The sequence below is a fragment of the Gammaproteobacteria bacterium genome (assembly GCA_016716465.1).
GTDB lineage: Bacteria > Pseudomonadota > Gammaproteobacteria > SZUA-140 > SZUA-140 > JADJWH01.
The window spans coordinates 635,431-647,485 of sequence record JADJWH010000001.1; the positions used below are offsets into that span (position 1 = coordinate 635,431).

A 12,055-nucleotide genomic window follows, 5' to 3' on the forward strand; every position below is an offset into this window, starting at 1 on the left:
GGAGGTGACCATGATGACAGGCCTTGGTGCGAGCAAACTGAAACTGCCGCGACCCGAGCAGGCATTGCCCGGTCGCGCCGAGCCGATGCCGGTGGAGAATGCCCACTTCGTCCATGGTCGGCCGCTCAAGCCTCCGTTTCCCCCGGGCCTGCTGCCGGCGATGTTCGGCATGGGCTGTTTCTGGGGCGCAGAAAAACGCTTCTGGGATCGCGCCGGGGTGTTTACCACCGCGGTTGGTTATGCCGGTGGCTATACGCCAAACCCGACCTATCGTGAGGTGTGTTCCGGTCAGACCGGTCATAACGAGGTCGTCTTTCTGATGTATGACCCGCAGATCGTTACGTATCCCGATCTGCTGCGGATATTCTGGGAGAGTCACGACCCGACCCAGGGCATGCGTCAGGGGAACGATGTCGGCACCCAGTACCGCTCCGGTATCTACCTCCATGACGATGCGCAGCGACAGGCCGCGGAGGCGTCCTGCGTACGCTATCGCGAGGCGCTGCAGTCGGCGGGTTTCGGGACAGTGACGACCGAGATCCTCGCCGCGCCGGAGTTTTATTACGCGGAAGATTATCATCAGCAGTATCTGGCCAAGAATCCCGGCGGATACTGCGGGCTCGGCGGCACCGGCATCCGCTGCGATGCAGGATGAAGGGCGCCGCGTGCGGCGTGACTTCCGGGACGAGTTCTTGTATTGTTTTGCAGGCTTTTCCCCGGGGTGTGGGGCACCGGAATTCTGCGTGAATCCCGCCCGATCCGGAACCTCGATCCCGACAGTCAGAAACAGCGCGGAACTCACGGACTATGCTCGATCCCCATTCTATACGCACCGACATCGATGCGGTCGCACGCAAGCTCGCCCGTCGCGGCGTCGAATTGCCGACCGCGAGACTGAGCGAACTCGAAGCATCCCGCAAGGCGGCGCAGGTGCTGGCCCAGGAGTTACAGCAGTCGCGCAACAGCCGCTCCAAGGCCATCGGTCAGGCCAAGGCAAAGGGCGAGGATACTGCGTTGCTCATGGCGGAAGTGGGTGAACTGGGCGAGCAGGTGCAGGTGGCGGAACGCCGCCTGGACGAGATCCAGGCCGAACTCAACGACGTCATGCTCGGGATTCCGAATCTTCCGCATGACAGCGTGCCGGACGGGCGGGACGAGACGGAGAATCTCGAGGTGCGGCGCTGGGGCGAACCCGCCACCTTTGATTTTACGCCGCGCGATCATGTCGACCTCGGCGCGCAGCTCGGCCTGCTCGACTTCGAGTCCGCGGCCAGGATCTCGGCGGCCCGTTTCGCGACGCTGGCCGGACCGCTCGCCAGGCTGCACCGGGCCCTGATCCAGTTCATGCTCGACCTTCATACCGCAGAACACGGGTATCGCGAGGTCTACGTCCCGTATCTCGTCAATGCGGACAGCCTGACCGGCACCGGCCAACTGCCCAAGTTTGAACAGGACCTGTTCAAGATTCAGCGTCCGGAGTCGGGCGGGACGGTCGAGCGCAGCCTGTATCTGATCCCCACCGCCGAGGTGCCGGTTACCAACCTGGTTCGCGGCGAGATCCTCGATGCCGATCAGCTACCGCGCAAATACGTCTGTCACACGCCGTGCTTCCGCAGCGAGGCGGGCTCCTACGGCAAGGATACGCGCGGCATGATTCGCCAGCATCAGTTCGAGAAGGTCGAGCTGGTGCAGGTGGTGCGCCCGGAGGATTCCTACGATGCGCTGGAGCAATTGACCTCGCATGCCGAGACCGTGCTCAAACGTCTCGGGCTGCCATTCCGTACCGTCGCCCTGTGCGCCGGAGACATGGGTTTCTCCGCGGCCAAGACCTACGACATCGAGGTTTGGCTGCCCGGCCAGCAGCGCTTTCGCGAGATTTCCTCTTGCAGCAACTTCGAAGACTTCCAGGCGCGTCGACTGCAGGCACGCTGGCGCCGTCCCCAAGGCAAGAAACCGGAGCTGGTCCACACCCTCAACGGTTCCGGTCTTGCCGTGGGCCGCACCCTGGTCGCGATCATGGAGAACTGCCAGGATCGCGAGGGCAGGATCCAGGTTCCGACGGTGCTTCATCCCTACATGGGCGGTATCAGCGTGATCGGCTGAAGCGAGTCTTGTGGACTTCCTCCCGATCTTTCTTCAGCTCCGTGACCGCGATTGCCTGGTGGTCGGCGGTGGCGAGGTTGCGGCGCGAAAGATCGGCCTGATTCGACGCGCCGGCGGCCGCGTCACCGTAATCGCTCCCGAGCTCTGTACCGAACTGGCTGAACTGATGTCACGTGGCGAGATCGTGCACCGGGCGGGCGAATTCCGGCCTGCGGACGTCGATGCGTTCGCCATCGTCGTGGCCGCGACCGGCGACACCGCCGTGAACACGGCAGTATCCGCTGCCGCGCACGCACGCAATATTCCCGTCAACGTGGTCGATGCGCCGGGGCTCTGCAGTTTCATCTTTCCGTCGATCGTGGATCGGTCACCGGTGCTGGTCGCGGTCTCAAGCGGCGGGACCTCGCCGGTGCTGGCGCGCCAGCTGCGGGCCAGACTGGAGACGATGATCCCCGCCGGGTACGGGCGGCTCGCCGAGCTGCTGGGACGGTTCCGCGTGCGCGTCGGCCGCAGCCTCGGCAGCTCGATGGAGCGCCGGCGCTTCTGGGAGCGCATTCTGCACGGCCCGGCAAGCGAGCTGGTGCTCTCCGGGCGTGAGCGCGAGGCGGAAGAACTGATCGAGCGGGAACTCGCCGCAGGTACGGATGCCGGCCTGACCCGCGGCGAGGTCTATCTGATCGGGGCGGGACCCGGTGATCCCGACCTGCTGACCTTCAGGGCGCTGCGTCTCATGCAACAGGCGGACGTAGTGCTGTATGACCGCCTGGTCAGCCCGGAGATTCTGGATCTGGTGCGACGTGAGGCCGAGCGTGTGTACGTTGGGAAGCGGCGTGATTACCATGCGCTCAGACAGGAGGAAATCAACCGCATCCTGGTCGAACACGCGCGGCAGGGAAGGAAGGTGGTCCGTCTCAAGGGCGGAGATCCCTTCATCTTCGGGCGCGGCGGTGAGGAGATCGCAAGTCTTGCCGGGGAGGGGATTCCCTTTCAGGTCGTGCCCGGGATCACCGCCGCCAACGGTTGCGCCGCCTATGCCGGCATCCCGCTGACCCATCGTGATTACGCCCAGTCGGTGGTCTTCGTCACCGGCCATTCGCGCGATGATGGCGTCGTTCTCGATTGGAGCGGCCTGGTCCTGCCGCAGCAGACACTGGCGATCTACATGGGCCTGGCAAGGCTCGATGACATTTGCCGCGAGCTGGTGGCTCATGGCATGAGTCCCGCCATGCCCGCCGCGCTGATCGAGCAGGGGACGACGCGCAATCAGCGTGTAATCGCGGCGACGCTGGAGAGCCTGCCGCAGCTCGTGGCGAAGAACGATGTGCACGCCCCCACGCTGCTCATCGTCGGGGAGGTCGTGCGTTTGCATCAGACCCTGGCGTGGTTTTCACCCGGCTGACAGAGGCTTAATACTTAGTGGTTAGACTGATTCGGTTTTTGTTACCTCCCCGACGCTCATCACTGCAGGCATAATACGGACCCGATATCCACCCGGTTTCACGCCACCGACTGATAGTTGTCTCGCACGCCTCAGGACCCGTTCAAACCCGCATGATAAACGGACGCAAAGCAGGGATGGTCCTGATCGGCCTGGTCGCGATGGCCTGTCTCGCCGCGCTGGCGAGCCGCCATGGCCCGCATATCGATGCCAGCAGCCGTGGCATCGCGCCGGCCCTGACAATTCCGGTTTTCCCGGATTCTTCATTGTTGTCGAAGCTGCCCGAACAAGGGGAGGCGCGTTACCTTTCCTTCGGTAGCCATTCAGAGCCCGAGGAGATTCGCCGTTATTTCACCACCAGTACGAATCTCGATGGCTGGAAGTTTACCGGGGAAACCGCCGGCAGCGCCGGAGTCGTATTGAAGGATGACAACGGTCGGCGGCTGATCATCGACGTAAAGGTGGATCCGAGTTGCCTGCTGTTCTGTCAGCACCTGATCAATTACTGGCTGGCCACGCGATGATGGTTCCCAGACCCGAATATGTCAAAGGCGGTTGCGACGGGGCAGGTACTTAATGTCTCCAGTGAGGAACTTCCGCTGATGTATCTCCACGGGCGCGGCCAGATCGTGCCCGGGCTGAAGCGGGTGTTATATCACCATGGCGCGAGAGAAACTCTGCGGGTGTGACTGCGGCCGCATGCTCATGACCCCGTAACCGGATCCGATCGAGCTTCCCAGCCGGGATTACCCGGTCCCGCGGTTCCTCGCCGCACGCCATTCTTCCCCCGCCTCCCTCCGAACAGGGCGCCCCTGATCGCAGTGGCGACAGTTGATTTTTTGCGCCCGATCACTATTATTAACGATAATTATTCTTAATTCGACGGCTCCGGTCCTCGTGCAGGCCGCGGTCGAGGGCGCAGAGGAGATCCGGATGATGTTTCATCGCAAACTGTTTCTGGCGGGCATATTCGCCGGGGCGCTGGTGTTTGGCTCGATGCCGCCGGTAGTCGCCATATCCGCGGAGCCGGGTACACCCTGGGAGGTCATCGAGGTCAACATGAAGAAGAGCCTGGATGCATACCGGACGGGGAATCAGGAGCAGGCCTATCTGCTCTCCGCGACCGCCTACCTCGACGGTTTCGAACTGCTCGAAGACCGCCTCAAGGAGGTGGACTACGATCTCATGAAGACGATCGAGCAGGGCATGGAGCAGTTGCGCGATTTGATGCGACAGGGCGCGCCGCTGGGCGTGGTCGAGAACCAGAACGGGTTTGTCCAGAACCTGCTTGCCCAGGCGCGGGGCGCCCTGGACGCGGAAGGCGGGAAGGGCCGATGATTCCGTTTCCATACGGCATTGTGATCCGGCCATGACGAGTCTGACACGAACAATCAGGCGCCTCATGCTGGCCCTGGCTTGCAGCCTTGCCTTCTCGGCCGTCGGTCATGCGGAGTCGATCGCGCCCGCGGCGGTTGACGAGGGGCAGGCGTGGACGCTGATTGATGATCGGCTCGCCCAGGCGATCGACGCCTATCATGCCGGCCGGTCTGCGGAGGCGTATTCGTTCGCGGTGAGCGCGTATCTCGATGGCTTCGAACTGGTGGAAACGCGGCTCGACCTGGTGGATCACGCGCTGATGAAGTCGATCGAATCGGCGATGGCCGTCCTGAGGCAGGACATTCGCAACGGGGCTGAAGCTGAAACGGTGGATATGCAGTACGCCGCGACGCGGGCATTGCTCGGCCAGGCGCGCGGGAAGCTGGGCCAGCAGGCGGGCATCGACCCTGGTCTCGCGGCCGTGAGTTCCGGCGCCATTCTGCTGCGCGAAGGTGTCGAGGCGGTGCTGGTCATCGCCGCATTGATCGCCTTCCTGCGCAAGACCGGCCGCGAGCAGAACATCGCCTATGTGCACATGGGCTGGATCGGGGCCTTGCTGCTGGGGCTGGCGACGTGGTGGCTGGCATCCACGGTCATCGAGATCAGCGGCGCGGGTCGCGAGGCGACGGAGGGTGTGGTGGCCTTGCTGGCCGCGGCCATGCTGATCTATGTCGGCTACTGGCTGCACGACAATATGCATGCGAAGCGCTGGAAAGGATTCCTGCACGACAAAGTCGGGGGCGCACTCAGTACCGGTCAAGTCTGGCTGCTTGCCCTGATCTCCTTCACCGCCGCGTATCGCGAGGTCTTTGAAACGGTGCTTTTCTATCAGGCCCTGGCCCTGGAGGCGGGACCGGGTGCCGGAATCTATCTCATTGCGGGAGGTGCGGTCGGGTTGGCCATCTTGGTCATGGTCGCACTGCTGATCCTTCATTTCAGCGTGCGCTTGCCCTTGAAGCTGTTCTTTGGCGTCAATGCGCTGATCCTGATGCTGCTGTCCTTCGTCATTGCCGGGAAGGGGATCGCCGCGCTGCAGGAAGCCGGTTATGTGCCGGTGGACCGTGCACCCCTCCCCGAGTGGAACGCCATCGGGGTCTACGCCAACTGGGAAAGTCTGGGCGTACAGGCTTTCATGCTCATACTGGTAATGTCCCTGCTGGCTCTGTCCCGCCGCCGCGGGGCCCGGCACGGCGTCGTTTCCTGATCCACTTTCCTCCCCGCTTGGTGACCGGCGATGCGCCGAAAAAAACGCCCCTTGTAACCAAGGGGCGCTAGATTTCCGTCCTGGAGTTGTGGTTGACATCTGTAAGGCACGTCCTTGTACCAGGGAGACTTGCTTCAGATCACAACTGTGAGCGGTCGCGTTCGCCGCTCAGTGCGAGTGGTCGTGCGGTTCCTTCTCGTGCCCCGGGTGTTTGTGCTCGTGGCCTCCGAGTTCCTTCTCGCCGTGCTTGTGGCCATGACTGCTGTCGGCGCCATGGTCATGGGAATGGGTGTGCTCGTGCTCATGGCCGTGGGCATGTTCGTGTCCATGCTTGTGGGCATGCTTGGTGCCGTCCTTGTGGGTATGATCATGTTCGTGCTCGTGCTTGTGGGTATGATCATGTTCGTGGCTGTGCTTGTGGTCACCTTTCATCGCGTTTCTCCTTAGTTGAGTGTTGCTCGTACCATCCAAGTCTGATTTGTATCCATGTATCGCTGTCTGGGCGATTCAGTCCTTTCGCAGGAAGCGGGCCTTGCGCAGGGGTATCACCCTGCCGTCGAAGGAACTCAGAAACGGTCCCTGTCCGGGTTTGGTCTTGAAACCTTCATGTAACTGGGAGTCGTCCGTTTTCAATCGGCAGTGATCCGTGTTGTTTGGACCCGGGGCGTCTTTGATCCGGAAAAATCGTTTGAGGAATCGTTTCATTACGGCAACCTCGCCCTGATTGCAGAATGGACAGAAGTAATAAAAATAAATATTAGGTAGGAATAGTAGTGCATCGATAGGCAAAAGACAAATATTTTTATGAAGGTGAGCCAAGTATCTGGAAACGAAGAAATGACGCTTGTAGTGCAGATGTAGATTTCATTAAAAAACAAAATACTGGGGAATAAATACAAAGCCCCGCATGAGCGGGGCTTTTGGGAGTGGACCCTCGGGGAACAGTGGTCCGGGATCAGTCACTGTTGTTGAACACACCGAGTATCTGCAACAGGCTGAGGAAGAGGTTATAGATGCTCACATACAGGCTGACGGTCGCGAGGATGTAATTGTCTTCGCCACCGTGAACCAGCTGACTGGTCTGGTAGAGGATGAACCCGGACATCAGCAGGATGAACATCGCCGACATGGCGAGGCCAACCATGGGTAGCGAGAACAGCGCGGCAGCGAGCGAGCCCAGGAAGGCCACCAGTATCCCGACCATCAGGAAGCCGCCGAGGAAACTGAAGTCCTTGCGAGTCGTCAGGGCGTAGGCCGACAGACCCAGGAAGATCGCGCCCGTGCCGCCGAGGGCCGTCATGACGGTCTCGCCGCCGTTGGGCAGGCCGAGATACGCCTGAACGACCGGTCCCAGGGTCAGGCCCATGAAACCGGTCAGCGCGAAGACCGCAGCCAGCCCCCAGACGCTGTTGCGCAGCTTGTGGGTCAGAAACAGCAGGCCAAAATACCCCACCAGCGTCAGGATCAGCCCGGGGTGCGGCAGATTGAGCGCCATCGAAACGCCGGCCGTGGCGGCGCTGAACAGCAGCGTCATCGACAGCAGCAGATAGGTATTGCGAATGAGTTTGTTCGTGCCCAGCGCGGTCGTCCGGGTGTGCAGTACTGTATTTTGCAAAGGATTCATACGCTTTCAGAACCTCCTGTATCCATGACCTGTTCCAATATAGTGGCTCGCGCCGGTCGATTCAAGCGAGGATCCGTTTTCTCCCGCCGCGGTTCCGCCGTCGGCCTCTCTGGAAACAATCACCTTGCGCTCGAACTGGCATCCATGACGATTTGCTGTAGAATAGCCGCTCGCATCAAAGCCTTGGCTCAATCCAGCCGAATCCGGAGAGGTGGCTGAGCGGTCGAAAGCGGCGGTCTTGAAAACCGTTGAAGGGCGACCTTCCGGGGGTTCGAATCCCTCCCTCTCCGCCAAATAAAACAAACAGTTACAAGGAGGTCAGCAGTCAGGCGCCGAGGGAGTTTTCAGGCTCATGGGACACTTTTGGGACACTTTCCATGGCGACCATAGAGAAACGCATCGGTAAAGACGGCTCAGTCGGTTACCGCGTCCGTATCCGGATCCGCGGGCAGCACGTGACCAACACTTTCCCAAAGCTCGTCGAGGCGAAGGCCTGGGCCGCAGATACCGAGGCCGGCCTGCGGGCCGGCAAGCGGTTTTCCACGCAGGCGCAGCGACGCACGGTCGGCGACCTGGTCGATTACTACCTCGACGACTACCTCCCCACTAAAACGCGTAACCGCGATGCGGCGAATTACCGACGCCATCTGGCCTGGTGGAAGTCCCGCATTGGTCGGGTGCCGCTCATCGATGTCACGGGCGAGCTCGTGCTCAGGCATCGCAAGGCGCTTCTGCAGACGCTTGATGAGGCGAAGCGGGCCAAGGCCGAGGTCCAGGTTGTCGCCGGCGAGAAATCCACCCAGGGCCGCGGCAAGGCGCCGCGGGCGCGTGGCTCGGCCACGGCTAACCGCTATGTGGTTTCCCTCTCTCACTGCTTCAGCGTTGGCGTCCGGGTGCTGGAATGGATCACGCAGAACCCGGTCCGTAACGTCTCGAAGCTCCCGGAGCCCGGCGGCCGAATCCGCTTCCTGTCACCGGAGGAGATCGTGGCCCTGCTCAAGGCTGCCAAGGCGAGCGCGAACCCGGCTCTCTACCCGGTGGTGATCCTGGCGCTGTCCACGGGTATGCGTAAAAACGAGATCATGGGGCTGCGGCGCTCCGAGGTCGATCTCGATCGCGCCGTCATCATGCTGCCGCCGGAGCGCACGAAAACCTCGAAGGGCCGGTCGATACCCTTGGTCGGCGCGGCTCTCGATGCGCTCAAGCTCTGGATCGAGGAGGCCGAGAAGGTTCCTCGCATCGATACCGACCTGGTGTTCCCATCGAGCCGCGGTTCCCAGCCACTCGACATTCGTGTTCCGTGGGAGAAGGCCCTGCAGGCCGCCGGCATCGAGGATTATCGGTTCCACGATAACCGCCATAGCGCAGCGTCCTACTTGATGATGACCGGTGCAAGCCCGCTCGAGGTCGCCGGAATCCTGGGGCATTCGAATGTCCAGATGACGGCGCGGTATTCGCACATGTCCGATCAGCATCGCCGCGCGGTGCTGGAGCGCCTGAATGCCGAAGTCTTCCGGTAATGACAAAACCCAGCCGGTACCGGCGGCCCAGGGATCTCTGGGCGCGCCGGCGCATGCGGTGGACATGGAGTCCTACTTGGCGCGCCTTGAGGAGGCTTTTGACGCCGGCCATAGTGAGGCGCTCTATCCCGCGCTGAATGCCTGCCTTGCACTCGACCATCCAGTACCTGACTGGGTGAAAAAAGGGTTTGCGAAGGCCTATAACGCATGGAGTTGCGGTGAAGCTGAAACGCTCGATACAGCCTTGGGCATCAAACGCCCGCACCTCAAAGTGGTGCGGAAGGAGCAGTACGCGGGGATGATCTATCTGCGCGTCCAGGAGCTTCATCGACAAGGTAAAAAAATCGATGATGACCTTTTCGCGACGGTCGCTGCTGAGTTCACTGTCTGGGCACCTGATCAATTCAAGAGCACGAAAGTGAAGGAACTCTACGCCGCACAGCGTGACGAGATCGCAGCGGCCCGCAAGACTCCCCCCAGGTAATCCCCCCCTCAGCGCCGGTTTTTTGCCCGGAAAACCGGCGTTACTCCCGCGGCCACGCATGGCACTGTTGCCCTGTGTTGCTTAAATCATCCATGGGGGTTCTATGTCCACCAATCAACATCGGTTCGAGCACCGGATCGGCGAGCAGATCCCAGGGGCGCGCCGAACCACGGATACTGAGGGGCAGGCACGGCCCCTACGAACCGTCCGCGTTTTGGCGAAGCGATATCCGGACGCGTTCTCGGAGGGCTCATTGAGATGGGCTATCCACAATGCCGAGCGGAATGGTCTGGCACGCTCGGGCGCCATCGTCCGTATCGGGCGGCGCGTGCTCATCGACGAGGAGCTATTTCTCCGCTGGATCGATGAACAGCAAAAACAACTCGCAGTTTGACCGATGGTCGATGAAATTGATCGGCCCGTGCGCGATATGGTCGCTGGGGAGTTCGAGCGCATCGAAATCTCGGAAATGCGAGCTTGAGCAGGAAATCCAATCGACGCCATGGGGGCGCATGGTTCGCGCGGATCCCAGTTGGGGTGCTCGAGCACCAGGCGGTCACGACACTCAGCCATGCGGGCTTTCGAGTATTGGTCTTGCTCGCGGCCATGTATCGGGGTCGCAACAATGGTGCTCTGGGCATCACCCCCGAGCAGGCAGCGAAGGCTGGCATCGGGTCACGGAATACGCTGTACCGCGCGCTGGCCGAACTGGGCAATCGCCAGCTCATTATCATGACGCACCCTGCGTCCCGCGTGCCCGCGCGGCCCACGATGTGGGCGATCACCTGGCTTGCCGTCGACGACACCCCATATTCTCGCGCATCGCCCGTGCCGAGCCATGCGTATCGCTCATGGTTGCCACCTGCCTGATCCTCATTGCGCGATTTTTTCTGATGCTCAAATTTTGCGCCCAAGGCTGTCAAATATTGCGCTTATGGAGCGCTCATCCGTTCCATGGGCGCAATTTTTGGGACCATGGAGCACTTTTTGCCCATTCCATGGGCTCAAATTTTGATCCCCTTCTAGATATCTACCAACCAGCTCTGCGATTTGGCGCGTCGCCAGTGGGTGTGCCATGACCCCGCCAAATATCGTTCTGGCAGACCTGTCACCCGAGGAACTACGAGCAGCAGCCGTGGATCTGTGTGAGCGCGGGTTGTTGACCTGTACGCGGGGTCAGCCCGGCGAGGAGAAAGCAACCTATGCCGTGGCATGGGCGCCCCTCGATTGCCCGGAGAGCTTCCCTCTGGAGGTCAGGCACCGCCACGAGGAGAACATGCGTCGCTTCCGCGAGGAGTCAGAATCAACACATGCCCACGCCGCTGGCTCGCTAACGATGGCTTTACCCGGCGCTATGTGCACGCCACTCTTACGCCCACTAAAACGGGGAGAAAAATAATCATGAACCGAACTCAAGGCTGGCTTATTGTCGAGCTGAACACCGGCGCGATGGATGGATGGTATCTGTCCGAGCCGCTTGCGCGTGATGCATTGCGGCATCATCACCAGGCATTCTCGCATGGGTTGTGGACCATGCTCGAGCTCCGTGAAAGCGTCATCAAGTAGTTGCCTATTCCGGACCATGCCCGCGTGACTGCGCGGTTGAAGATGCAGGCGATCGTCGAGCGAAATATCCGGACTATCGCTGATGTTGACCATGCGCGCATCCGCATGTCCCTCGAGCTCGGCGCCGAGGCGGATGAAATTGCCCGGGACTCGAGGCGCACGGCCGGCAGGCACCTGGCCAGCTTGCGAGATCAGCTCACCGATGAGCAGGCCTGGCGTGCCGCGCTTGAGGGCATGGGGCTGGATCAGCGCACGGCGATGCTGCTCATCGAAGGTGCGGCTGGTGGGCGAATTTGTAGGCGCGTGCAAACCAGGGAGGGATGTTGATGGTGCGGAGCCCCAACCAGCGCCCTCATGCTGTTCTCGCAATGGAAGAGATCGCCATCGCTTTTGCCGCCGACGCCCGGGCGGCTGCAGCCATCGCCATGAAGTTCCGATTGACCCGACTCCAGCGCCAGGTCATCGCGCGTATCATACAGCGCGCGGGAGATTTCCTGCTCGATCATATTCCCGACAAAGAGGGCCCATGACTACTGAAACCCCATACAGCGAGGACGTCCAAATCCTGGTTGGCCTCCCGAGCCATGGCGGCGATCTCGTGTTGCAGATCCGGATCGCAGGACAGGCAACCGAGGTCACCATGACGCCGGCGGGCGCCCGGGCGCTGGCCACCACCCTGCTGCAGAAGGCCGCGGAATATGACCGCTTCTTTCCCGGCGGGCCACCGCCAGCAAACTGA

Annotated in this window: 16 protein-coding genes and 1 tRNA gene; 15 read left to right on the forward strand and 2 right to left on the reverse strand. The window is 61.4% G+C overall.

Going from position 1 to position 12,055, the window contains the following annotated elements:
• The first annotated feature begins 10 nt into the window (after positions 1-10).
• From msrA to IPM20_02995, 6 genes are all read left to right on the forward strand, one after another.
• A complete protein-coding gene (msrA, locus tag IPM20_02970; protein MBK9130593.1) occupies positions 11-655 on the forward strand; it encodes a peptide-methionine (S)-S-oxide reductase MsrA in 645 nt (214 codons plus the stop codon).
• Positions 656-807: 152 nt separating this feature from the next.
• Entirely contained in the window at positions 808-2,103 is a 1,296-nt protein-coding gene (serS, locus tag IPM20_02975; GenBank protein MBK9130594.1) for a serine--tRNA ligase, read from the forward strand.
• Between the two features lie 10 nt (positions 2,104-2,113).
• Positions 2,114-3,502, forward strand: coding sequence for a uroporphyrinogen-III C-methyltransferase (gene cobA / locus IPM20_02980; protein MBK9130595.1), 1,389 nt, complete (start codon positions 2,114-2,116; stop codon positions 3,500-3,502).
• 176 nt (positions 3,503-3,678) lie between these two features.
• Entirely contained in the window at positions 3,679-4,065 is a 387-nt protein-coding gene (locus IPM20_02985; protein MBK9130596.1) for a hypothetical protein, read from the forward strand.
• 412 nt (positions 4,066-4,477) lie between these two features.
• Complete coding sequence (locus IPM20_02990; GenBank protein MBK9130597.1) at positions 4,478-4,879, forward strand: hypothetical protein; 402 nt, start codon at positions 4,478-4,480, stop codon at positions 4,877-4,879.
• A gap of 31 nt (positions 4,880-4,910) precedes the next feature.
• On the forward strand, positions 4,911-6,122 hold the full coding sequence (locus IPM20_02995) for an FTR1 family iron permease (protein ID MBK9130598.1): 1,212 nt from the start codon (positions 4,911-4,913) through the stop codon (positions 6,120-6,122).
• A 168-nt stretch (positions 6,123-6,290) separates the two neighbouring features.
• Here IPM20_02995 and IPM20_03000 read toward each other — a convergent pair whose 3' ends face one another.
• Together IPM20_03000 and IPM20_03005 are read right to left on the reverse strand one after the other, a co-directional pair.
• Complete coding sequence (locus tag IPM20_03000) at positions 6,291-6,554, reverse strand: hypothetical protein (protein ID MBK9130599.1); 264 nt, start codon at positions 6,552-6,554, stop codon at positions 6,291-6,293.
• A gap of 523 nt (positions 6,555-7,077) precedes the next feature.
• Positions 7,078-7,746, reverse strand: a complete 669-nt coding sequence (locus IPM20_03005; protein MBK9130600.1) for a Bax inhibitor-1/YccA family protein — start codon at positions 7,744-7,746, stop codon at positions 7,078-7,080.
• 205 nt (positions 7,747-7,951) lie between these two features.
• Between IPM20_03005 and IPM20_03010 the strand changes: the two genes are divergently transcribed.
• The 9 genes from IPM20_03010 (at position 7,952) to IPM20_03050 (ending at position 12,055) form a co-directional block, all read left to right on the forward strand.
• Positions 7,952-8,039 (forward strand) — tRNA-Ser (locus tag IPM20_03010).
• A gap of 84 nt (positions 8,040-8,123) precedes the next feature.
• Positions 8,124-9,266 carry a site-specific integrase gene (locus IPM20_03015; GenBank protein ID MBK9130601.1) on the forward strand — a complete coding sequence of 381 codons (1,143 nt, stop codon included), beginning with the start codon at positions 8,124-8,126 and terminating at the stop codon, positions 9,264-9,266.
• Positions 9,247-9,750: a hypothetical protein gene (locus IPM20_03020; GenBank protein ID MBK9130602.1), complete on the forward strand. Its 504-nt coding sequence runs from the start codon at positions 9,247-9,249 to the stop codon at positions 9,748-9,750. Before IPM20_03015 ends, IPM20_03020 begins: the two co-directional genes overlap by 20 nt.
• Positions 9,751-9,964: 214 nt before the next feature.
• The gene (locus IPM20_03025; GenBank protein MBK9130603.1) at positions 9,965-10,144 is read left to right on the forward strand and encodes a hypothetical protein; all 180 of its coding nucleotides are present in this window, start codon (positions 9,965-9,967) and stop codon (positions 10,142-10,144) included.
• A gap of 83 nt (positions 10,145-10,227) precedes the next feature.
• Positions 10,228-10,620: a hypothetical protein gene (locus IPM20_03030; GenBank protein ID MBK9130604.1), complete on the forward strand. Its 393-nt coding sequence runs from the start codon at positions 10,228-10,230 to the stop codon at positions 10,618-10,620.
• Positions 10,621-11,151: 531 nt separating this feature from the next.
• Positions 11,152-11,316, forward strand: coding sequence for a hypothetical protein (locus IPM20_03035; GenBank protein MBK9130605.1), 165 nt, complete (start codon positions 11,152-11,154; stop codon positions 11,314-11,316).
• 42 nt (positions 11,317-11,358) lie between these two features.
• Entirely contained in the window at positions 11,359-11,643 is a 285-nt protein-coding gene (locus IPM20_03040; GenBank protein ID MBK9130606.1) for a hypothetical protein, read from the forward strand.
• A 41-nt stretch (positions 11,644-11,684) separates the two neighbouring features.
• Positions 11,685-11,846, forward strand: a complete 162-nt coding sequence (locus tag IPM20_03045; GenBank protein ID MBK9130607.1) for a hypothetical protein — start codon at positions 11,685-11,687, stop codon at positions 11,844-11,846.
• Positions 11,843-12,055, forward strand: coding sequence for a hypothetical protein (locus IPM20_03050; GenBank protein MBK9130608.1), 213 nt, complete (start codon positions 11,843-11,845; stop codon positions 12,053-12,055). The genes IPM20_03045 and IPM20_03050 overlap by 4 nt, the downstream gene beginning before the upstream one ends.